The 22,555-nt window shown below is 42.7% G+C and carries 17 protein-coding genes; 14 read left to right on the forward strand and 3 right to left on the reverse strand.

Features of this window, described 5'->3' with window-relative positions; genetic code table 11:
* Positions 1-14: 14 nt before the first annotated feature.
* The 4 genes from NSS82_RS08465 to NSS82_RS08480 all read left to right on the forward strand — a co-directional run bounded on the left by NSS82_RS08465 (position 15) and on the right by NSS82_RS08480 (position 2,810).
* Positions 15-887: a YitT family protein gene (locus NSS82_RS08465; protein ID WP_036675789.1), complete on the forward strand. Its 873-nt coding sequence runs from the start codon at positions 15-17 to the stop codon at positions 885-887.
* A 167-nt stretch (positions 888-1,054) separates the two neighbouring features.
* On the forward strand, positions 1,055-2,143 hold the full coding sequence (locus tag NSS82_RS08470) for a nucleotidyltransferase domain-containing protein (protein WP_256715474.1): 1,089 nt from the start codon (positions 1,055-1,057) through the stop codon (positions 2,141-2,143).
* A gap of 129 nt (positions 2,144-2,272) precedes the next feature.
* On the forward strand, positions 2,273-2,599 hold the full coding sequence (locus tag NSS82_RS08475) for a DUF6442 family protein (protein ID WP_036675787.1): 327 nt from the start codon (positions 2,273-2,275) through the stop codon (positions 2,597-2,599).
* 1 nt (position 2,600) lies between these two features.
* Entirely contained in the window at positions 2,601-2,810 is a 210-nt protein-coding gene (locus NSS82_RS08480; protein ID WP_036675786.1) for a helix-turn-helix transcriptional regulator, read from the forward strand.
* A 106-nt stretch (positions 2,811-2,916) separates the two neighbouring features.
* On the opposite strand, the gene NSS82_RS08485 is transcribed toward NSS82_RS08480, so the two are convergent.
* Positions 2,917-5,589 (reverse strand): cation-translocating P-type ATPase, encoded by a 2,673-nt coding sequence (locus NSS82_RS08485; protein ID WP_076104740.1) that lies wholly within the window; start codon positions 5,587-5,589, stop codon positions 2,917-2,919.
* Positions 5,590-5,812: 223 nt separating this feature from the next.
* Here NSS82_RS08485 and NSS82_RS08490 point away from each other — a divergent pair, with 223 nt between their 5' ends.
* The 3 genes from NSS82_RS08490 (at position 5,813) to NSS82_RS08500 (ending at position 8,417) form a co-directional block, all read left to right on the forward strand.
* Positions 5,813-6,994 carry a sensor histidine kinase gene (locus tag NSS82_RS08490; RefSeq protein ID WP_076104739.1) on the forward strand — a complete coding sequence of 394 codons (1,182 nt, stop codon included), beginning with the start codon at positions 5,813-5,815 and terminating at the stop codon, positions 6,992-6,994.
* 5 nt (positions 6,995-6,999) lie between these two features.
* The gene (locus NSS82_RS08495) at positions 7,000-7,668 is read left to right on the forward strand and encodes a response regulator (protein ID WP_076098888.1); all 669 of its coding nucleotides are present in this window, start codon (positions 7,000-7,002) and stop codon (positions 7,666-7,668) included.
* Between the two features lie 230 nt (positions 7,669-7,898).
* The gene (locus tag NSS82_RS08500; RefSeq protein WP_076104738.1) at positions 7,899-8,417 is read left to right on the forward strand and encodes a DUF6622 family protein; all 519 of its coding nucleotides are present in this window, start codon (positions 7,899-7,901) and stop codon (positions 8,415-8,417) included.
* A 60-nt stretch (positions 8,418-8,477) separates the two neighbouring features.
* Here the strand turns inward: NSS82_RS08500 and NSS82_RS08505 are convergent, their stop codons facing one another.
* Complete coding sequence (locus NSS82_RS08505; protein WP_076104737.1) at positions 8,478-9,884, reverse strand: MFS transporter; 1,407 nt, start codon at positions 9,882-9,884, stop codon at positions 8,478-8,480.
* Between the two features lie 111 nt (positions 9,885-9,995).
* On the opposite strand from NSS82_RS08505, the gene NSS82_RS08510 reads away from it, so the two are divergent.
* From NSS82_RS08510 to NSS82_RS08535, 6 genes are all read left to right on the forward strand, one after another.
* Complete coding sequence (locus tag NSS82_RS08510) at positions 9,996-10,883, forward strand: LysR family transcriptional regulator (protein ID WP_038569403.1); 888 nt, start codon at positions 9,996-9,998, stop codon at positions 10,881-10,883.
* Positions 10,884-11,288: 405 nt separating this feature from the next.
* Positions 11,289-15,866: an endo-1,4-beta-xylanase gene (locus tag NSS82_RS08515; protein WP_076273944.1), complete on the forward strand. Its 4,578-nt coding sequence runs from the start codon at positions 11,289-11,291 to the stop codon at positions 15,864-15,866.
* 243 nt (positions 15,867-16,109) lie between these two features.
* Positions 16,110-16,667: an RNA polymerase sigma factor gene (locus tag NSS82_RS08520; protein WP_036675772.1), complete on the forward strand. Its 558-nt coding sequence runs from the start codon at positions 16,110-16,112 to the stop codon at positions 16,665-16,667.
* Positions 16,649-17,782 (forward strand): hypothetical protein, encoded by a 1,134-nt coding sequence (locus NSS82_RS08525; protein ID WP_076104735.1) that lies wholly within the window; start codon positions 16,649-16,651, stop codon positions 17,780-17,782. The genes NSS82_RS08520 and NSS82_RS08525 overlap by 19 nt, the downstream gene beginning before the upstream one ends.
* Positions 17,783-17,863: 81 nt before the next feature.
* Entirely contained in the window at positions 17,864-18,736 is an 873-nt protein-coding gene (locus tag NSS82_RS08530; RefSeq protein WP_038569409.1) for a hypothetical protein, read from the forward strand.
* 259 nt (positions 18,737-18,995) lie between these two features.
* Positions 18,996-20,009, forward strand: coding sequence for a stalk domain-containing protein (locus tag NSS82_RS08535; protein WP_076104734.1), 1,014 nt, complete (start codon positions 18,996-18,998; stop codon positions 20,007-20,009).
* A 130-nt stretch (positions 20,010-20,139) separates the two neighbouring features.
* Here the strand turns inward: NSS82_RS08535 and NSS82_RS08540 are convergent, their stop codons facing one another.
* Entirely contained in the window at positions 20,140-21,582 is a 1,443-nt protein-coding gene (locus tag NSS82_RS08540; protein WP_256717717.1) for a DHA2 family efflux MFS transporter permease subunit, read from the reverse strand.
* A 294-nt stretch (positions 21,583-21,876) separates the two neighbouring features.
* Between NSS82_RS08540 and NSS82_RS08545 the strand changes: the two genes are divergently transcribed.
* Positions 21,877-22,458 carry a TetR/AcrR family transcriptional regulator gene (locus NSS82_RS08545; RefSeq protein WP_036675766.1) on the forward strand — a complete coding sequence of 194 codons (582 nt, stop codon included), beginning with the start codon at positions 21,877-21,879 and terminating at the stop codon, positions 22,456-22,458.
* Positions 22,459-22,555: the final 97 nt, after the last annotated feature.

Below are 22,555 nucleotides of genomic sequence, written 5' to 3' on the forward strand. Positions count from 1 at the left end.
AACGGAGAAATTCAATGATTGAAACGCGTAAACAGAAATCAAATAAACTCAAGATATTCTCAAAAGTATTCATGATTATTATTGGGGCGCTAATAGCTGCCTATGGTCTAGAATCGGTATTGATACCCAACAATGTCTCAGATGGAGGTGTCACAGGTCTAAGCATCGTTGGCTCTGAACTGTTTGGCTTACCGCTAGGGCTGCTAATTGGCATAATTAATATCCCTTTTGTGTGGCTAGGATATAAGCAAATTGGTAAAAGCTTTGCTCTTTATTCCGTTATCGGTATTGCTTCACTGGCTATTGGCACTAGTCTTATGCATCATGTACCGACGATTATAGAAGGTGATACTTTATTAATTACCGTTGTTGGCGGGATTATTATCGGTTTTGGTATGGGGTTAGCCTTACGTAATGGTGGAGCATTAGATGGGATAGATATGTTAGCTGTCTTACTTTCACGAAAATTACCTTTTGGGACCAGTGATTTAATCTTATTTCTAAACATGTTTGTATTTATTGTTGTTTCAACAGTATTTGGCCTACAAGGGGCTATTCTATCAGCACTTGCTTATTTTATTGCTTCTAAGGTCATTCATATTATTGAAGAAGGTTTGAGTGGCTCTAAAACGTTTAAAATCATCACTATTCAACCGGAAATCATGGTCGAGACTATTCGTGACCGATTGGGTCGTGGAGCAACTTATACAGATGCTTATGGCGGCTACTCAAATGAACAATTCAAAGAAATCACTTGTGTCATTAACCGTCTGGAAGAAAGTAAAATAAAAGACATTATTCGTGAAATTGACCCGAATGCCTTTGTAGTAGTCTACGATGTTGCAGAAGTTAAGGGCGGCAGTTTCAAAAAGAAAAATATTCACTAATGACTATAAATCGCGTTGGAGAGAAGCTAATTATGCTCTTGCCAGCGCGTTTTTTGTTTTCTTTGAAGGAGAGGAAAGGCTTGGTATAGATTTAATATAATTAAAGTTGGAATACCTACTCTAACAACATGCTTATACAATAGAATTAATAAGGTTGGAGAGGGGACATGGATATGGATGCTGTTCATAAAGAAAAGATCTTAATCAAAAATGAAAAGCTTATTAGCATGGTCATTGAACGGGCTAAGAGAGATTTTTCTGATGATATTGCAATTATTGGGCTTACAGGTTCTTTTAGTACTGGGGATTTTCATGAAAAAAGCGATCTTGATCTAATCATAATTAATAACACAGAGCAAGGCTGGGGAATATCTTCGTGTTTTATCTTGGATGATATTGGATACGATCTATATTGTACGCCATGGGAAACAAGGATAGAAGATCAAGCCAATCTCGAGAGTCCAATGATTTCATGTCTGGTGGATTTACAGGTGTTATACTGTGCAAAACCCGAATATTTGGAAAAGCTAAATTTATATAAACAGAGAGCACTCGATGCTCTGGCCATGCCTATAGGGAGAGAATGTATCAGTAGAGCGAAAAAGTGTATAGACATAGCAAAACAGGAATATGCGAATACATTACTTTCTGAAGATATAGGAGCAGTAAGGTATGCTTCAAGCGAAGGTTTATACAATTTGTTAAATGCGCTAACTCATTTGAACAATACTTATTTCAAACGGGGAATTAAGAGATATTTGGAGGAAATAGCTACGTACCGTTATGTTCCTGATGATTTTGAAAAGACATATATGGCTGTGATAGAGGCGAAGACTATCGATGAAATCAGAAGTGCAGTATATAAGGCACTTAAAAACATCAATGATTTATATAATAAAATGTATAAGGATTTTGTAGTGCAGCCTGTCCCAAGCTATGATAATCTTGGCGGAACTTATGAGGAATTATGGTGCAACTACCGCAATAAGATTATAGCAAGTGTAGAATCGGGTGATAGATCGTATGCGTATCTTGCAGCAATGGGCATACAAGGTTTTCTTGATGAAATGACAGAATGGAAGGGAACTAAAAAGTTTGATATCATGCAGTATTTTGATTCTGACCATCTTCAAGTCTTTAAAAATGAGTTTCTGAAGGTCATGGATGAATATCTGGAGGAATATAACAAGGTAGGCAGGAAAGTCGAACGATACAATACTTTCGAGCAATTATATAACCAATATATGAAGGTATAGAAAATAGCCCACTACCAATCTTTGGATTGGAGTGAGCTATTTTTTATTTGACAAGAAAACTTGGCGTATTATAATAATGATGACAAGAAAACTTGTCATCATCTTTTCAATTTGAAAGGAGAAATTTTTATGAAAAAGGAAGAAATATTAGAAAAAAGCAGAAATGAAAAAGGAGACGAAGGAAAAGAATTTGTATTTGCTAAAGGCAGAAAAAGCGGATTCATTGGAATGTTGATTGTATTTTGCATTCTGAGTGTCTTCAGTTTATATAATCATAGTCAAGAAACAAATCTTGCATTAAAAGCCTTGATAGCCATGTTTTTTGGATATTTGAGCTGTGAAGGTCTTGGGATGTATTCTGTAACTAAGAAAAAGATGCATTTACTCAATTTCATTTTAGGATTAATTATAAGTGTTTCGTTTTTGTTTATTTACTTTTATGGGATGAGTGATTAGTATGAGTGAACCTTTGGTTTTAAAAAATAAACTGCGCGAAGCAAGAACGGAACAAAAATTATCGCAAGCACAATTGGCAGAAATGGTGGGAGTCTCAAGAAATACTATAAGCTCGATTGAAACCGGACAGTTTAACCCTACTGCAAAATTAGCTTTGATTTTATGTATTGCGTTGGATAAAAAATTCGAAGAATTATTTTATTTTGATTAAAATCAACAGAAGCTTTTCTGGGTTTAACTCTAGATGTCAGAAAAACAGCGATACTCCATCATTGGAGATCGCTGTTTTTTTTTTTTTTCAGTCGATTATAGCTTACTCAGGAATTTACAGGGTTCTGTTCAACAGATTTGGGTGTAAAAGCTCTTCGAACAACCTTCGTTAATTCCATTAGGATGAGGGAGCCGAGGGCTAAGCCTGCTGCAATCAGCCACTCTGACATTCCAAATGAAGCCGGAATCGAGAAGATTTCTCTAACTCCTGGCAGAACCGCAATGCCGTAAAAGGCAAAGCAGACCAGAACGGCTCCGATGACGTATTTGTTGCTGAAAAGGCCAGCTTCAATAGCAGTTTGACTGTTCGAACGGGCGGCAAAGGTCTGCAATGTACGAGACAAGATCAGGGTTGTGAATGCCATAGCTACGCCCATATCAGGTGAATCCTGAAGTCCGATATACAGGGATATGATAACAGCTATACCTATGAGTAGACCACGAGTGACAATGGCCTGCATCATTCCTCCTGCGAATATTCCTTCCTTGAGCTCTCTTGGTTTTCTGTTCATCACATTAGGTTCAGGTTTTTCCATCCCGAGAGCAATGGCGGGCAGAGAATCATTCGCCAGATTGATGAATAGAAGCTGAATCGCTGTGAAAGGATTAATCCAGTTGAAAATAAGGGCAAAGAGGATGGCGATAATTGCACCCAGGTTACCGGAAAACAAATAGGCGATCGCTTTTTTGATATTGTCAAATACCGTTCTGCCCACAGATACAGCATTGACAATGGATACAAAATTATCATCGGTCAAAATCATGGCAGCCGCATCTTTGGCAACATCGGTTCCACTGCCCATGGCAACTCCGATATCTGCTTGCTTCAAAGCAGGTGCGTCATTTACACCATCACCGGTCATGGCTGTTATTTTGCCTTTCCGCTGCCACGCGCGGACAATCCTGATCTTGTTCTCCGGAGAGACACGGGCGTACACACCAATCTGCTCGAGTTTGTGATCAAGTTCCTCGTCAGACATGGCATCGAGTTCTTGGCCGGTTACGGCAATTTCATTCTCAGTCATCAGACCGATATCGCGGCCGATCGCTTGTGCGGTTGTCTTATGATCACCGGTAATCATGATGGTTCGGATTCCAGCCTTCTGAGACTCTGCGATCGCGCCGTAGACAGCTTCCCGAGGTGGATCAATCATAGCTGTCAAACCTACGAGCACTAGATTTTGTTCATCCTCCAATCCGACTTCAGTAACTGTATTTGGTACGGTTTTGTAGGCATAGGCAAGTACACGGAGTGCTCTGCTGGAGAACTCCTCATTGGCTTCGAAGAAGCGTTCAAGAACTTCTGGTGTCATCGGCACTTCTTTTCCACTTAACAGTACATGCGAGCATAGACCAAAGAGCACATCGGGTCCACCTTTAGTAATCATTGCTTTTTGTCCGTTAAAAGTATGCAAGGTCGTCATCAGCTTGCGATCCGAGTCAAAAGGTAGTTCGGCTTCGCGAGGGAAATTATCGCGTATTTCCTTATAATCTTTATTCTTGCTGTTGCTGAAGGCAATAAGTGCTACCTCTGTAGGATCACCCAGCTCTTTACCATCCTCATTAATGTTAGAGTCGTTGCAGAGCACGGCAATATGCAGGAGCCGCCGGGCTTCTTCAGACCATTCTTCAGGCGCTTGATTGAATTGATCACGGTCACCTTCTGGTAGAAAGTAATCTACAACAGTCATTTTATTCTGGGTGAGGGTACCGGTTTTATCTGTACAGATGACACTGGTTGACCCAAGGGCTTCGACAGCGGGTAGCTTACGAATAATCGCATGTTGCTTAGCCATCTTATTAGTACCTACGGATAGGACAATAGTTACTATTGAGGAAAGAGCTTCGGGAATCGCAGCAACCGCCACAGCGACTGCAAACATTAACGCATTCAGGATAGCTTCTGTTGTATCCACAGTCTCATTCGATAACCAAACACGTCCGGCCTGGATGGCAAAGATTACAATGGACAGGAGTATAATTGCTACCCCCAGCTGCTTGCTGAATGTTTCGAGCTTGCGCTGCAGCGGCGTTTGCTTGGCTTCGGCGCTTTCAATGAGTTCAGCAATTTTTCCGATTTCGGTAGTGAGTGCAGTTCCCGTTACTACTAGCGTTCCGCGGCCATATACAACTAGTGAACCGCTGAACGCCATATTACGCCGGTCTCCAAGCGGAGATTCTTTCGCGATGATATTTGTATGCTTTTCCACAGCTTCGGATTCTCCGGTTAGCATACCCTCATTTATTTTTAAGCTTTCCGATTCTATAATCCGGCCATCGGCGGGTACAAAATCGCCGGCTTCCAGCCAGACGATATCACCGCGTACAAGTTCCCTTGCCGGGACGGTTTTTAATTCTCCATCACGCAGCACTTTGGCCTCGGGGGCTGACATCTGCTGCAAGGCATCCAGTGAACTCTCCGCTTTACGGGTCTGGATGACACTTATAACTGCATTGAGAATCAACACGAGGAAAATAATAAGCGACTCCATAACTTGTCCCATAACAATCTGGACAATGGCGGCTATAAGCAGTACGACTACCATAGGGTCTTTGAAGTTTTCAAGAAAAAGCTTCCAAACAGGATCTTTTTTCTTTCCTTTTAATTCGTTAAAACCATAATCTTTTAGACGATTGTCGACTTCTGCCGAAGTAAGCCCGTTAGCTGAACTCTGAACATCCTGTAAACTGTCGGCTACATTGTTGCGGTAATATTCCACTAATGATAGCTCCTCTCTGCTGTGCTGTGTCTTTGTTCTTAAAAATTACGGTTCAAGCCGGGACAAGTTTCAAAATATCGAGCTGCATAAACTGTTTTTACATTATAAATGTGTCTTTTGAGCTTGAAATTGGACTGAGCATTGAGCTTGACGTATAGTATTAATACTGTCGAACCTTGTAATAAATTGAGTTCTGAACTAGATAGAAATTTGGAGGAACCTCGTGAAGTTTACATTCAAGGAAGAAAAAATATATGTAAATCTGGTTCGTTTCGTTGGGTCATTGCTCTTAGCAATTTCCTATTACAAAGATTATAGCGGTCAAGGATTCATTAACCTTCTAGGTGGTCTGATCGTGTTGTTGCTATATATGGTGTTGATTTGGGTAAAAAACGCTTGGTGGACTGAAGTGAAATATTATGCTGTTACTTTTATAATGATTTTGATTATATTAGTGCTTCATTATGTTTTTGGCTCACCGAATACAAGTTTACTATGGCCGCTTTATTTTATTATCCTATTTATGAATCGAGTTTATCCCCGTGTTTCTTTTATTGTTGGAATCACTACACTTACTGCTGTTTTTCTGATTTATTCATTGTCCTTAAGCAGTTTTTTAGGGCTGCTTTGTGTAATCCTCGTAGCGCGAAGTATAAAAATCAGAAGAGATGCTCACTACTTAACAACGCTCCACCTTGAAGAGTTAAATAAAACTCATAAAGAGCTGGAGGCTACGCATAACGAACTTCAAGAAGCTATGGTTCATTCGGTACGTTATGCAGCTTTAGAAGAAAGAACCCGGCTTGCCAGCGAAATTCATGATGGAATGGGTCATCAATTGACTTCACTGATAGTACAATTGCAAGCCCTTCAGATTATGCAAGTAAATGATCCTAAAAGAGCAGCTGAGTCCACCAGCCAGTTAATTACTATTGCTCGTCAAGCTATGGCGGAAGTTCGAGTTGCGGTAAAGGAATGGTCAAATGACGAAATGGGTTTAGGGCTAGTTGCTTTAAAAGGCCTCGTAGCCCAAACTCAAAGCAGATCTTCTATACAGTTCAAACTTAATCAAAAATCGGAAGTCACAGAGTGGCCTATTGAAACAAGTATCGTGTTATATCGAGTTCTGCAGGAGTCATTAACCAATGTGCTTCGTCATTCAAATGCGACTATTGCCAGCATTGATATTGAAGAAGTAAACGATATGATTTACCTTACGGTCACAGACAATGGAGTAACTGCTAAAGAAGAACCTTTAAATTTAGGGTATGGTCTAAATGGCGTAACAAAGCGGTGTAAAGCATCGGGGGGCTACTGTTTTTTTTCGTCTATAGAACCTCATGGCTTTCGCCTGCAGGCAGTCGTTCCCGTTGCATGTAGACCTATTGTGGAAGAGAAGGAGTAGTTCACTTGGATAAAATAATTAGGATTGTACTTGCTGACGATCAGCCTTTCGTCCGGCAAGGATTAAGGTACATTATAGATTCACAACCTGATATGGAATGCGTAGGAGAAGCCTGTGATGGGGAGGAAGCTTACCTTGTTTCACTTGAAACTAAACCCGATATTGTGTTAATGGATATTCAAATGCCTAATTCCTCGGGGCTTGAAGCAACTCGCAAAGTTCTCCGTGTAAGTCCAGAAATTAAGATTGTACTTCTAACCACTTTTGATGTTCAAGCCTATGTTATTGAAGGGATACGTGCAGGCGCAGTAGGGTACTTGTTGAAGGATACGGATATGCAAGAAGTTCTTGCGGGAATACGCTGGGCGAATCAAGGTAATGCAATTTACAGGACACCTACTGCAAGTAAGGCGCTTATAGCAGCCATTTCGAGTGATGCTAAACTAAACAAAACAGAGCAAGCATCAGATGATTTTTCTGAATCTCTGACCGAACGTGAACTTGATGTACTCCAACAAATGGCATACGGGCGCAGGAACTCTGAAATTGCGGAAATTCTGAATATTTCACAGGGCACGGTTAAGACTCATATTCATCGTATTCTCCAAAAGCTTGAGGTCGAAGATCGTACACAAGCTGTTGTATTGGCTATACGGACAGGGATGGTAGAGTAACAGAGGGAGAAGTTGTTCTATAAAAAAATAGCCATGTAGTTAGAAAGACCGGCCACAACCGGTCTTTTTTTGTTTTGTTTGTGGGGTCTGCTCAAACATTGTATATCTCTAGATAGAGGTATCGTTGCTTATAAATCAATCGCTGTGTAGATGTGTTAGTCCCTATGATTTTTTATTATTAGTAAGGCAACACAGTGGAACTGCAACGCTCTATACAAGGAGGAAATATAATGCACATTACAGTCACACAAGTAATTTCAAGCACACCATCATGGGTGTGGATATTATTCATTCTTTTGTTCATAATGGGGATTAAAAATTCTCAGGAACGGCCTGTTATTTTTTCACGGATGTTTATTGCCCCGCTTATTTTTATGGCATGGGGATTACGGACAATAACAACTACTTTTCCTCAATTAGGTCTAACGTTGACGAGTTATATGATCTTTATCATTCCAGGTTTCCTGATTGGCTATCTTTTAAATAAGAGGTACCAATCCTTTGTTAGAAAAGAATCAGTAGTGTTCAAAAAGAAAAGTTATCTTCCATTATTTATTGTCCTACTGAATTTTATTGTTAAATATATTCTGAATGTGATGTCGATTTTTTACCATAGCAGCGTATTTCATATCATTTATTCTTCAGCAAATGGGCTAACTGTTGGATTGTTTTTTGGAGGTATCGTATATACCTTTTATATGCAATGTAAGCTTGAAAACTCTATAAGTGGCAGAAGGGGGATCAATTGATCTCGTTAAAAGAACAAAATAAGACCTGTCTGATGACAGGTCTTATTTGTCTATACTTTCCTATTTGTTAGCGCCCGAATTAGCCGGCTCATGCAATTGCCCTGACTCACGGTGCCTCCGACTCATGAATACCAAAGACAATGCAATTACCGTGAGGATAACCCCAAGGACTTGAAATCCCTCGAAGCTAAACTTACCTCCCATTATGATACCTATTAACAATGAAGAGAGAATGGTTCCCAGGTATCTCGATGTATTAAATAATCCGGAGGCAACACCGATGATTTCTTTTGGAGAACTTTGGAACAAGGCTGCTTGCAGGCCGACATTGTTCAATCCGTTGCTAATACCAAATGCAGCTAAAGCCACACATACACTGATCACCGGTGAAGTCTGATTTAAGGTCACAAGCCACACTGATCCCAATGTCATCAGGACCCCGGACACCAGCAATGCTGGCCGGGGTCCTGATCTATCGATCCAGCGTCCTGCTATTGGAGCAGTAACCAGCGAGCATAATCCCAGCGTTAGCATGAGAATCCCAGTTTGGAATTCACTGACATGACGTACCATTTGCAAGTAGGATGGAATCCCGAAAAAGAGTGAGTAAAAAAGTACATTAACGAGCATGAATTCAACATTAACCCAAGTCATTGCCGGATATTTGGCAAATGTACGTAAAGGAATAAAGGGTGACGCCGCTTTTAGCTCATGCCGGACGAATGCCCCCAGCAGAACGAGTCCTGTTAGCAAGGTAATGACATGTATTAATGAGATATGTCCGGATGATTTTGCTGAAAGCAATCCAAGGAGCACGCCAACCAGCCCCACAGTGAAGAGCAGGATTCCTGACGCATCAATCAAATCAAACCATTTGCGCAGGGACATTCCCCGGGTAATGGTTGTTGACGGTTCGTCCTTGGGGATATGCCTCCAAGATAATAGAAAGCTCGCCACCACGAATGGAATATTGACGAAAAAGATAGCTGGCCAGTCCCACCAGTGAATAATAACCCCGCCAATAAAGGGTCCAATTGCTGCCGCGCCGGATAGGAAGATGGATAAAACAGACAGTGCGGTCGCTTGTTTCTCCGTAATATGAATCCGCACAATGGCCATTCCAACGGCAACCATCATGCTAGTTCCAATGGCTTGCACAATACGGAACACGATGAGACAGCCAAAGTTTGGGGAGAGAGGAGCTAATAAACCTGCAATGAAGGATACGACAAGCCCGGTAAGAAATAATTTCCTCCGGCCGAATAAATCGCTGGCCTTTCCCATGACAGGTTGAGCGATGCTGCTTGCAATGTAAAAAGAAAAAATAATCCAGGAAACACCTGTATAGTCAAGCTGGAATACATTTTGCAGCCTTGGAATAGCCACAGACACCATCGAAGAATTTAAAGGGTTCAATAAAATCCCCAGACCTACTGAAATCATTAACCACCTGTTGCGAACACTCATTTTAAATCCCCCTAAAGCTTATTAATGTCATCGTACTTGAAATCGATTATTCATTCCAACGCATTTTATGTTATGATCTCATTGACTTGAGGGAATGAATGGAGGTGCGAAATGGAACTTCTGCAACTGCAATATTTTCTCGCTGTAGCTCGGTTGGAACATATGACTGAAGCTGCACGAAATCTACACGTTACTCAATCTTCACTAAGCAAAACGATTCAGCGTTTGGAGGAGGATCTGGGGGTACCTTTATTCGATCGGGTAGGAAGAAAGCTGCGACTGAATGAGTCCGGAAGCCGGTTTCTTCGCCGAGCTGAAAGGGCATTATTTGAATTGGAGCAGGGAAAACAGGAGCTTAGCGATTTATCCAGTCCTGAACATGGCACACTCGAATTAGCGGTGACGACCGCAAGCACATTACCCAATATCCTGCGAGAGTTTCGGAAAAAGCGGCCTGATATTCAATACCATGTGCAAATGTTGACCACGCAGGAAATGGTTACACTTCTTAATAGAGGAGAGGTTGATTATTGCTTATCCTCACCTCCAATAAAAGGGGATGACATCGAATGTCAAATCGTCTTTATCGATCCGATTCTTGTGGCTGTTCCAAAGGGGCATCGGCTGGCTAATCGAAGCAGCGTATCTTTGACAGAGCTAAGGGATGAATGGTTTGTTGGTGTAAAGAGTGGCTATGGTACTCGCGATTTAATAGACTCTGTATGCAAATCGGTTGGATTTGTGCCTAAATATGTGTATGAGGGGGATGAACCTGCAAGGCTTAGCACTCTTGTGGAAGCTGAAATTGGCTTAGCTTTCATACCAAGCACGGCACGGAATTCACGGGAAGATATCCAATACCTCCAAGTAGAGAATCACGAATTGGAAAGGGAGATAGCTCTATTGTGGCACAGGAGCCGGTACATTTCTCAGGCTGCTTTGGAATTTCGGGAGGTAGTTGTAGAATATTTTGGAGCGTTATCCAAACAGACAATTTAATTACGCCGCAGAACAAATAACAAACCAAGTCCCCGTTACCTTCCGTTACGTTCAACGGTCCGTAAGTGGGGTTTTCTTTTGGGTTAAATACGTAGAATCTTTAATCATACATACGTTTTCCTATAATTATGGGGGGTAACACCTTTAATATTAGCGTAGTAGTGCGTAGCAGCGAGGCTGTAAAATAGTGTGAGTACACATGAAAGCGTTTACATAAAAGGAGGGGGTCTGTAAGTAAAAAGATTCATTTGTGATGATGTTCTACTGCTCTTCGGAATGATTGTGCCACTGTTGAAATTGAGGATTTAGCAGGTAAAGAAATTAGCGTGGGAATATAGGGCTGGTGCTAATAAGGTAGGTCATTAACTGATTTGTATGAAAATCACTAGAGGAGGAATGCATTAAATGAGTAGAATGCTTAAACAAGTAATCTCGATTTTACTCGCAGCTGCCTTGCTTATTCCGACAAGCTGGATCGCTCCGGTTACTGAAGCTGCGGCGCAGGATACGACAGTATCATCAGATACGGTAACGGTATATCACGAAACTTTTGCGAGTGGCAAGGGTATTGCAGCTCAAGCAGGCAGTGCTAGCCTTACACCTGTGACTGATAAAGTTTTTACTGGCAATGCTGACGGCGCAGCTTTATATGTAAGCAACCGAGCGAATAACTGGGACGCGGCTGATTTTAAATTCAGCGATATGGGCCTAGAAAACGGCAAAACCTACACGGTAACTGCATCCGTGTATGTAGACGCTGATGTGATTGTACCTAGCGGTGCCCAAGCTTATCTTCAAGCGATAGGCAGCTACGCTCTTTTGGCAAATGTGAATTATGAAGCAGGCCAAGCGGTCACCTTGACGAAAGAATTTACCGTGGATACGGACAAAGATACAACGCTGCGTGTTCAATCCAACGATGACGGGAAAACGGTTCCGTTCTACATTGGGGAGCTCCTCATTACAGCAAAAAAAGCAGTGACGGAAACGGATAAAGAAATCTATCACGAAACTTTTGCGAGTGGCAAAGGTTTAGCCTCACAATCAGGTAGCGCTAACCTAACCCCTGTCACCGATAAAGTTTTTACTGGCAATGCTGACGGGGCAGCTTTATATGTAAGCAACCGAGCGAATAACTGGGACGCGGTTGATTTTAAATTCAGCGATATGGGTCTAGAAAACGGCAAAACCTACACGGTAACTGCATCCGTGTATGTAGACGCTGATGTGACTGTACCTAGTGGTGCCCAAGCTTATCTTCAAGCGATAGGCAGCTACGCTCTTTTGGCAAATGTGAGTTATGAAGCAGGCCAAGCGGTCACCTTGACGAAAAAATTTACCGTGGATACGGACAAAGATACAACACTGCGTGTTCAATCCAACGATGACGGGAAAACGGTTCCGTTCTACATTGGGGATGTATTGGTCACAGAAAAGGTGGCTACAGTAGAGCCAACTCCAACACCAGAAACACCTAGAGACCCAGCTTTACCTTTTACCACTGTTACTTTTGAGGATCAAACGGCAGGTGGTTTTGAAGGCAGAGCAGGTACTGAAACGCTTACGGTTACTAATGAAGCGAATCATACGGATGGTGGTTCATACGCTTTGAAGGTTGAGGGCAGAACCAGTACATGGCATGGGCCGACATTACGTGTGGAGAAGTATGTGGACAAAGGCTACGAATATAAAATTTCGTTATGGGTCAAGCTGATCCAGCCAGCAAGCTCGCAGCTTCAGCTGTCCACGCAGGTTGGCGATGGAAGCAGCGCCAATTATGTGCAGCTCGCACCTAAAACCATCAGCGCAAGCGATGGCTGGATTCAGTTCGAGGGAACTTACCGTTATAACAATGTAAGCAGTGAGTATTTGACCATTTATGTGGAAAGCTCCAGTAATAGCGCGGCCTCATTTTATATCGATGATATTAATTTTGAAAAGGTAGGCTCTGGCCCGGTTGATATCGAAAAAGATCTTGTGCCGATTAAGGATGCTTACCAGAGTGATTTTCTGATCGGAAATGCGATAACCGCTGAGGATCTGGAAGGTGTCAGACTTGAGCTTCTGAAAATGCATCACAATGTTGCTACGGCAGGTAATGCCATGAAGCCGGACGCGTTGCAGCCTACGAAGGGCAACTTCACGTTTACCGCGGCAGATACAATTGTAGATAAAGTACTGGCTGAGGGCATGCAGATGCATGGACATGTGTTGGTATGGCATCAACAATCGCCTGCATGGCTGAATACAACAACAGACGCAGCTAACAACACGATCCCCTTGGGACGGGATGAAGCTCTTATGAATTTGCAGACCCATATCCAAACCGTTATGGAGCATTTTGGTGACAAGGTGATCTCCTGGGATGTTGTAAATGAGGCGATGAGCGATAACCCATCCAACCCAACAGATTGGAAAACTGCGCTGCGTTCCGCCCCATGGAAAAGTGCTATTGGAGCAGATTACGTAGAGCAAGCCTTCCTGGCGGCAAGAGAAGTGCTGGACACGCATCCAGATTGGGATATTAAGCTCTATTACAACGATTATAACGAAGACAATCAGAATAAAGCGCAGGCCATCTACAGTATGGTCAAAGAAATCAATGATAGGTACGCGCTGACTCACCCTGGCAAATTGCTTATCGACGGGGTTGGCATGCAGGGGCACTACAGCATCAATACGAACCCAGAGAATGTGAAGCTATCCTTGGAAAAGTTCATTTCCTTGGGTGTCGAAGTAAGCATAACTGAGCTGGACATTCAGGCCGGAAGCAACTATCAGCTTTCTGAAAAGCTTGCTAATGCGCAGGGTTATCTGTATGCACAGTTGTTAAATATCTTCAGGGATCACGCTGATTCTATCAAACGTGTTACCTTCTGGGGAATGGATGATAATACAAGCTGGAGAGCTTCATCCAATCCGTTGTTATTCGATAAAAATCTGCAAGCTAAGCCGGCTTACTATGGCGTTATCGATCCTGATACCTTCATTGAAGAGCATGAGCCTGAATCAGTAGAAGCCAATCAATCTACTGCCAAATTCGCTGCACCTGTTATAGACGGAACAGTTGACGAGATCTGGAGCCAGACCGCTGAGATTCCGGTCAATCGGTATCAAACCGCTTGGCAAGGAGCGAGCGGAGTAGCAAAAGCACTCTGGGATGATCAATATTTATATGTCCTAGTCCAGGTGAGTGATACGCAGCTTGATAAGAGCAGCGTGAATGCACATGAACAGGATTCGGTCGAAATCTTCGTGGACCAAAATAATGGGAAAACGACGTTTTATCAAGATGATGATGGCCAGTACAGAGTCAATTTTGACAACGAGACTTCATTTAATCCTTCAAGTATCGCAGCCGGCTTCGAATCGGCAACCCAGATTTCCGGAACAAACTATACGGTTGAAGTGAAGATTCCACTTCAAGGGATCACTCCGGACAACGATAAAAAGCTTGGTTTCGATGTACAGATCAACGATGCTAAAGAGGGCTCACGTCAAAGTGTCGCGGCTTGGAACGATACGAGTGGAACTGGGTATATGGACACATCCGTTTATGGTGTGCTTACTTTAAAGGGGAAATCTGCCGGTCCGGAACCAACCCCAACGCCGACAACAGCACCGACACCGACACCAACGAGCCCAACCGATCCAACAGACCCAACTGACCCAACAGATCCAACGGATCCAACAAACCCAACGGAACCATCGGCAACCCCGACACCTGTTCAAACAGCGACGCCAGCGCCAACAAATGCACCAACGGGTAGCAGCACCGGTAATGTTGTATCAACTCCACAACCTGGAGCCATTACAAACAAAGATGGTATTGTTACGATTAAACTGGAGGTAAAGTCCGATAATGGGTATGTCATAGGTACGATCTCCAGCGACAACATGAAAAAAGCGCTTGAACTGGCTAGTGTAGCGGCAAACGGCAAGAAACAAATTATCATTGAAGTGCCAAAGCAAACGGACACGAAAGGGTATGATATACAATTACCGACCCAAAGTCTAATGGGGAAAGAAAACTATGAACTATTGCTTAAGACGGAAAAAACCACAATTCAAATTCCAAGCAATATGTTGTCCAATGTAACAGACAGTGCTGAACAAGTATCCATACGAATAAATAAAGTCACCAAGGACAGCTTGGAAGCAGCTACCCGCAATATGATTGGCAACCATCCAATTATCGGTCTAAGCTTAGTAGCAGGTGACAAAGTTATTCCTTGGAATAACCCTAACGCACCTGTAACGATAGCCATTCCTTACGTGCCGACAGCGGAGGAGCTTAACCATCCAGAGCTTATCGTCGTTTGGTACATCGATGGCAAAGGCAACGTAATGCCGGTTCCGAACGGTCGATATGATGCTGCAACCCAAACGGTTGTCTTTCAAACAACCCACTTCAGCACTTATGCAGTAACCTTCGTAAAGAAAGACTTCGGAGATCTGCAGAATCTGTCATGGGCTAAACAAGCTATAGGCGTTATGGCGGCTCGCGATATCATCAAAGGAACGTCGGTGAACAACTTTTCACCTGCAGATTCAATCAAACGAGCGGATTTCATTGCTCTCCTCGTAAGAGCGCTTGAACTGAAGGGAACGGGCAAAAGTGCAATAATGTTCAACGATGTCCAAAAGACGGACTATTATTATGATGAACTGGTCATCGCGAAGGAACTGGGAATTGCTACAGGTTTTAAAGATGATACGTTCAGACCCAATAGCAATATCTCCAGACAAGATATGATGGTGCTGACAGCACGCGCGCTGGCGGCAGCCGGCAAGCAAGTTAAGGCGAGCGGTACTGTAGCTGCTTATCTAGATGAAGCAAGTATATCCAGCTACGCAAAAGACAGCGCATCATTGTTGATCAAATCCGGAGTCGTAAACGGAAAGAATAATAGAATTGCGCCGAACGATACGCTTACCCGTGCTGAAGCGGCAGTCATCCTGTACCGTATCTGGAAGCTGTAGTCCCGGCAGCAGAGAAAAAAACTCTGAATTAGCTCATGTTCATTTTTAATCTGAAGAGCGGAAATACGTGTATAACCATCCCTTGCGTTCTTCTGTTTTAAGCATCGCTGCTCACCTCCCTGCGGAGAGGAGCAGCGATTTTTTTGTGTATGTTCCGTTAAATCGGAGCTAAAACGGAAAAAAATGTCACGAAACAGACCGCTCAAGTGTTATAACTGTACTGATAGTAGAAAGGAGACAGTCGTGGACTCTATTGAAGAAAAGATAAAGCGGGTACAAGCGGGGGAAGTCTACCTTTTTTCAGATATTATCAGACTCTACCAACAACGGATCTACCTCTACTGCTTTCGCTTGTTGAACAATAAGGAAGAAGCCGAGGATGCGGTTCAGGACATATTTATTAAGGCTTACCAGAACATCGGCCATTTTGAGTCTCAGGTGAGTTTTAACTCATGGCTCTACAGGGTTTCCTATAATCATTGCCTGAATCAACTGCGCCGGAAGAAATTTCAAAATCAGCTGCGAAAATTACTCAGACAGGATGTAACCACTAAAAGCGCTGAACAAATGGTAGAAAATCAGTTGTTCAGTGAATCCGTGGCCTCTGCCCTGGAAAAGCTTAGCGTGGAGGAACGCAATCTGTTGATTTTGCGCATTTTTGAAGATAAATCATTTGCAGAAATTAGTGAAATTCTGGGTAAAAGTACGGTCACAGTTAGGAAACGGTACGAGCGGACAAGGTGCAAGCTCAGAGAAGTCATTGAAAGAAAGGAGAAACAACTATGCGCAAGGACGAATTGACTTCCGAAGAGTTGTTTCTGAAGGAGGGGGATAATTCTGCCAAACTTCCGCTGGTTGATGTTCATGATTCTGTAATCCAAGCCATCGGGCTAGGTAATGGTCGCCTTGCTGTTAAGCCTGTACCTCACCAGCAAGAGGGAGACATCCCAGATATTATGCATAGAGTGGAGCCAGAAACCTATGCCAAACGATACCGTAAGCGCATGTGGAGCAGGCCTGTAAGGAGATGGGCAGCGGTGCTGATCCTGGTTATCTTGGTAGGAGGCAGCTATTCCTTGTTTAAGGAGAGTCCCTGGCAAGCTGCCCAATTTCAATATGAGGTGCTGCCATACGAGCCGCTTCTTGCAACGAAGGAAGGGGGGACGATTGAAGTATCTAAGAATCCGTTAGTTCCTTCAAAGGTAAAAATTCCTCAGAGAGTGGCGACCAAAGAAGAAGAGCTGCTGAGTGAAAAAAATTTAGAGGCATATAGAGTTGTAGAGAAATTATTACTACCGGGAGAGGGCGCTTCTTACGTGTTAAAAAAGGAAGGTGCTGGAGATGAACGTCCTCAGCTTGGCAGAGTTATTCCTGCGATGCTATTTAATGATTATTCCAGTTATTTAGCCAAAGCAGAAGAGTATAAGGTGCCATATTTGCCACGTCCGGAGTATCTGCCAGAAGGGTATGTTTTTGATCAAGCATGGATACAACCTGATTTTGAGGTCAACGAGAATGAACTGCTTGCCCTGACTGATGGTATAAAGCTGGAAGGCGGTTACCGGGTTATGTGGAAAAAAGAAGCTACGGCCAGTATTAATTATGACTATTCGTCGATGAGATACAAAAAAGGGGAGAGTATGGTAAGAATTAATGCCAAACACATCAAGGCAAAGTCCGGAACGGTGGAAAGCTTACTAAGGACGAACACCACAATCGTACAGAATATTCTTGTTAACGGAACCCAACTGATCTATACGGAAACTACAAACAATGAAATAAAGTTGGGGTATAGATACAGACTTGTCTGGACGGATCCAGAACAAAATGTAGTATACGATATGACTGCTGCACCGGAGTCTTCTTCTTTAACCAAAGAGGAGGTTATCCGAATTGCTGCCGACATGATGAAATAAGTATAGAAATTTGATGTCACAAATCCGGTAACGTAAGTGTTATGTAAGAGTACTACATATACAGGAAGGTGAGGTATTTTAATGAATAATAGAAAAACACTCATTGCCATGACCAGTATGACCCTAATGTTCGGTTTAGGTTATGGCTTCAAAGGAGAAGCTTACGCCGAGAAGTCTGTTGCTCAGTCTGTGGAAGAAACCGCCATTAAGGCGGAAGTCAAATATATAGCTCAGGGCATCGATGAAGCTGCCAAAGCGAAAACAGATCAGGAACAAAAAAAATTCAAGAATCTCAAAGATCTGCAGCAGAAAGCATTAAGTGAAGAGCTTAAACCTGGAGAAATCAGATATGTGTATATTAATGACAAGGAATATCAAGCCTATGCTAAGGGATCACCCACTGCGGGTGCATATTATTCCCTTTCGTTTAATACGTATAATGAATATGTGGAAAAGTATGCTGCCGGCAATACCTCCATGCCACTGCAATTGCAAGAGCCTCCGGAAGGCTACAATTTTTTCAGGGCAATTGTTTCTCCATATATGACGAAAAAAGAACAGGATAAGATATACTATCAAGTGATCGCCGAGGGTAAGGCGTCCGATAAGAAAATATATGTAAAGAAATTGCAGGAGAAGCGTACAGCTATCAACATCATCTATAATATGACCACAGAGAAAAATGGTAAAAGAGGAGTTCTTGCCATCGCTGCCGAACCTGCAGGACCTAAGGATACGACTGTTGAATCCGAACCAGCAAATGCACAGTCGCAGAAGCTAAAAGTGAGTGGCCAAGAGGTGGTATACACACCTATTGATAAGATGGAGTACAAGTCAGTTGCATGGATGAATCCAAAGACCCGTGTCAATTATATTATTCGGGAAACCGGTGGACACCTGACCAAGGAGGATTTGATTGCTTTGGCAGGACAGATCATTGAAGCTTCGGCGTAGAATGATTCTAAGACACTTACTAATTAATTTGATTAAGGCAGCCCCCAGGGCTGCTTTTTGGTTTGAGTATAAAGATCTATAGTATTCACGCTATTTAGGAGATTAAAAGCGAAATGTGGCGTTGGCAATGGAAATGTGTCTTTTTTAAGTATTCACAAATAAAGAACGAATATCCTATCATTCCAATATTTACAATATTCGATATAAAGTGATATAATTTTCGAGATTCATATACATAAACATGAAAGAAGAGTGTAAGATGCTAAAGGTAACAAGTAAAAAAGTCATGTCAATTATTACAGTTAGCTCAATGCTGTTGGCTGTGGGTGCAGTCGCTTACGCAGACACGACATTGAAGAAGATTTCTGCATATCAGAATGCGGCCATCAGCATTGAAGTGGATAATCAGAAAGTGAACCTGTCAAGTAGTGAAGGAACAATGTACCCAATTATCTATGAGGGACATAGCTATGTATCCGCCAAGGCTGTATCTGAAGCACTGGGGGCAACCGTGAAATGGGATAACAGTCGTCAAGCTGTTGTGATCACATCGGCGAACGGCGGAACATCTACATCCGTTGTCCCGGATAAGGACAATACCGTTGCACAAGCTACTGCGAAGCCAGCAACCGTATCTACTCCGCCTGCAACCGAGTCCACACCGCAGGCAACACCAAAGCCTGCTGCCTCATCTTCCGCTACGACTTCCAGTAACAGCGGCGTTTCGTTTGCAGATGCAGTGAAGTTAGGTACTTCTTTTACTTATACGGACCTTGATAACAATTATAGCCCTAAAGGTGATTCAACATCTGTTCAATATACTTTCACTATCAATAAGGTTACGTCGACTACTCTCGGACAATTACATGCTCTTGGGTTTGAGGAACATGTCACTGATCCCGATGTAGCTGTAGATTATGTCCTGCTTGATGTAACGCTTAAGGTGAAGAACGCCACTCTTGTAAAAGGTAGTCAGGACCAAGGGCGGAAGTTCCTTTCAAGTTTTACACCTACCATTTGGGGGGTAGAAACATCCAGTGGACAATACTATATTGGTGGCTCTAGTGATTATTTTGAGGGATCTCTCGGAGAAAATATCGAAAAGTTGTTAGCTGATTTTCCTGAAGTCACCCCAAGTAAACCGGGTTCTTTTGAAGCTTCGGGTAAAGTTATTCTGCCAATAATCAAAGGCAAGGAGAACAACCTTGTTCTTTATAGAAACGATAGCAAGCTTGAGTCCGACAAAAGGTCCATCTATTTTAAACTGAAATAGTTATGCAAGTTAGCAGATGGTTTGGTCGCTAATTGTTGTAATAAAGATCAAACTAAAAAGAGATCAACGATGTCATTCATCGTTGATCTCTTTTTTATGATTCTTAAACAGTGCTGATAACTTCTATATATCAAGCTTCTTTGGCAATGACTTTTTTTAGCTTCACTTTGGGTTCTTGCTCAGGATCAGGCGCTTGCCCAACACGTTTAATAAAGAAAGATAGCAGCAGACCGAGGATGCCAATTCCCACAATCACTAGATAGGAATCATTGATCCCTTGAATGGATGCTTCCATAATCATATGTTCCTGTGTTCCGTTCTGTGTGCTGCCAGAGGCCAGCATATCCTTCATATGCGTTGTAGTACGGCTCGTCATTACGGTGACGAGCAGGGAAGTCCCGACGGCGCCAGCTACTTGTCGAATGGTATTTGAAATCGCTGTACCATGCGCACTAAGCTTGGCGGGTAGTTGATTTAGACCCAAGGTTTGTATAGGCATGAGAAGGAGAGCCATCCCGATCCGGCGGCCTGTTGACATGTATACCAGATACATGTAGCTGGTTGAGTCGGTTAAGTTCACAAAGCTTAGAGTCGTTGCAATTGTAATTAACAATCCGATGATGGCGAGCCATTTCGCTCCGAACCGGTCGAACAGCTTTCCGGTTACCGGCATCAACAATCCCATTACGAGTGCACCGGGAAGCAGCAGCAAACCGGACTCCATCGCTGTAAAACCGCGGGCATTCTGCAGGTACAGAGGCAGCAGCATCATATCCGCATACATCACGATTGTAACTGCGATACTGATGACAGTCGTTAAGGAAAACATATTGTATTTAAAGGCCCGGAGATCAAGCAGTGGATTTTGGGAAGCCAGCTGTCTCCAAGTAAATAAGCCAAGGGAAAGCACACCTGCTGTTAAAGACAATAACACTTCTGCGCTCGACCAGCCTGCACTGGCAGCGCGGCTGAAGCCATACAGCAAGGTTCCAAAACCAATGGTAGAAAGAGTTACGCTAACAATGTCCAACTTGGGAAAGATGCGTTCTGATACATTTTTTAAATAAATAAATCCGCATATGATTACAATGACGGTCAAAGGAATCATGCCATAAAACATAGTCTCCCAAGAATAATGTTCCAAAATATATCCAGCCAGAGTAGGTCCAATCGCAGGCGCGAAAATAATGGCTAGCCCTACCATCCCCATGGCAGCCCCTCTCTTTTCAGGAGGGAACAGGGTCAAGATGACATTCGTGAGCAGTGGCATGATAATCCCGGCACCAGCTGCCTGAATCATACGCCCGGTCAACAGAACAGGGAAGTTTGTCGCGAGGGCCGATACGATCGTTCCAGCCAAAAATATAAACATAGAAGCTTGAAAAAGCTCTCGCGTCGTAAATCGTTGCATTAGATAAGCTGTAATTGGAATTAGAACACCATTAACCAGCATATACCCCGTTGTCAGCCACTGAGCTGTAGCCGCCGAGATATTAAAATCATGCATTAACTCCGGAACGGCAACGCTCATTACCGTTTGATTCAGTGTCGCAAGAAAGGCGCCCAAAATCATAATGAATAAGATGGGGCCCTTTTTCACGGAACTGCTTGTTACTTCTGTCTTTGTACTCACTCCACTCCATCCTTTCAACTCGTCGATCATGGACTAAATTTACAGTGTGTTGTATAGTTTACAATGCATGAATTAGATTATAAATGAAATTTTCATGTAATCAAGCAACAATTTGCGAAAAAATGTAAAGTAGTTTACATTCGTTCTAAAAATGTAGTTTTTTCTTTTTAAAAAACAACAATTATCTAAAATATGTAGCTTACAATATGAAAGTAAAAGATTGGAGAGTACAAGATGAATAACACAACGCAACGTACAGATCCCCGGGTACTTCGAACACGTCAATTGCTTAGAGATGCTGTGATTGAATTGCTTGAGGAAATGGATATTGAGAAAATATCAGTAAATCGTATTGCAGAGCGGGCTAAAATCAATCGGGTTACTTTTTATCTGCACTATCGGGATCTCCCGGATATGCTGGAAAAGATGGCGGATGAGATGGTGGAGGACATTCTACAAGTGGTGAACAACGATGACAACCATCACCAGTCGGTTGATGAAGAGAATTTGAGGATATTAGAAAGTCTGCTTAAGCATATTGCGGAAAATGCAAAATTCTACAAGGTCATACTCACATCCAAACGAAGCCCGATTTTTACAGATCGCCTGTTTAATTTGATGGCGGAAATCATTTCTGCGCACCAGGAGAAAAAGGAGGGGACTGCTGATCATTCAAAGACGCCGATACAGAAGGACATTGCCGTTTGGTACGGTTCAGCAGCTCTAATCGGCACGGTTATTTCTTGGCTCCGAGATGACATGCCCTATACGCCTGTGTATCTTGCCAGACAAATTAGTATGCTGCGTGCGAACTAGCAACGGGTTCCGACTAATGAACGGAGAGGAATTGAATGAACACGAACAAACAGCCACGCATCGTTGCGCGGCTGTTTGTCGTATTTAGAGTAGGTAA

Origin of the sequence: Paenibacillus sp. FSL H7-0735, from assembly GCF_038008505.1 — a bacterium.
GTDB classification, from domain to species: Bacteria; Bacillota; Bacilli; order Paenibacillales; family Paenibacillaceae; genus Paenibacillus_AQ; species Paenibacillus_AQ odorifer.

What these genes read in the sequence shown, in the direction of transcription:
- NSS82_RS08505 (WP_076104737.1), bottom strand. Translation starts at nt 9,884, where the DNA reads ATGAGTGTTCGCAACAGGTGGTTAATGATTTCAGTAGGTCTGGGGATT.
- NSS82_RS08525 (WP_076104735.1), top strand. Translation starts at nt 16,649, where the DNA reads ATGCGCAAGGACGAATTGACTTCCGAAGAGTTGTTTCTGAAGGAGGGG.
- NSS82_RS08540 (WP_256717717.1), bottom strand. Translation starts at nt 21,582, where the DNA reads ATGATTTTGGGCGCCTTTCTTGCGACACTGAATCAAACGGTAATGAGC.
- NSS82_RS08480 (WP_036675786.1), top strand. Translation starts at nt 2,601, where the DNA reads ATGAGTGAACCTTTGGTTTTAAAAAATAAACTGCGCGAAGCAAGAACG.
- NSS82_RS08475 (WP_036675787.1), top strand. Translation starts at nt 2,273, where the DNA reads ATGAAAAAGGAAGAAATATTAGAAAAAAGCAGAAATGAAAAAGGAGAC.
- NSS82_RS08535 (WP_076104734.1), top strand. Translation starts at nt 18,996, where the DNA reads ATGCTAAAGGTAACAAGTAAAAAAGTCATGTCAATTATTACAGTTAGC.
- NSS82_RS08465 (WP_036675789.1), top strand. Translation starts at nt 15, where the DNA reads ATGATTGAAACGCGTAAACAGAAATCAAATAAACTCAAGATATTCTCA.
- NSS82_RS08510 (WP_038569403.1), top strand. Translation starts at nt 9,996, where the DNA reads ATGGAACTTCTGCAACTGCAATATTTTCTCGCTGTAGCTCGGTTGGAA.
- NSS82_RS08530 (WP_038569409.1), top strand. Translation starts at nt 17,864, where the DNA reads ATGAATAATAGAAAAACACTCATTGCCATGACCAGTATGACCCTAATG.
- NSS82_RS08470 (WP_256715474.1), top strand. Translation starts at nt 1,055, where the DNA reads ATGGATATGGATGCTGTTCATAAAGAAAAGATCTTAATCAAAAATGAA.
- NSS82_RS08545 (WP_036675766.1), top strand. Translation starts at nt 21,877, where the DNA reads ATGAATAACACAACGCAACGTACAGATCCCCGGGTACTTCGAACACGT.
- NSS82_RS08515 (WP_076273944.1), top strand. Translation starts at nt 11,289, where the DNA reads ATGAGTAGAATGCTTAAACAAGTAATCTCGATTTTACTCGCAGCTGCC.
- NSS82_RS08500 (WP_076104738.1), top strand. Translation starts at nt 7,899, where the DNA reads ATGCACATTACAGTCACACAAGTAATTTCAAGCACACCATCATGGGTG.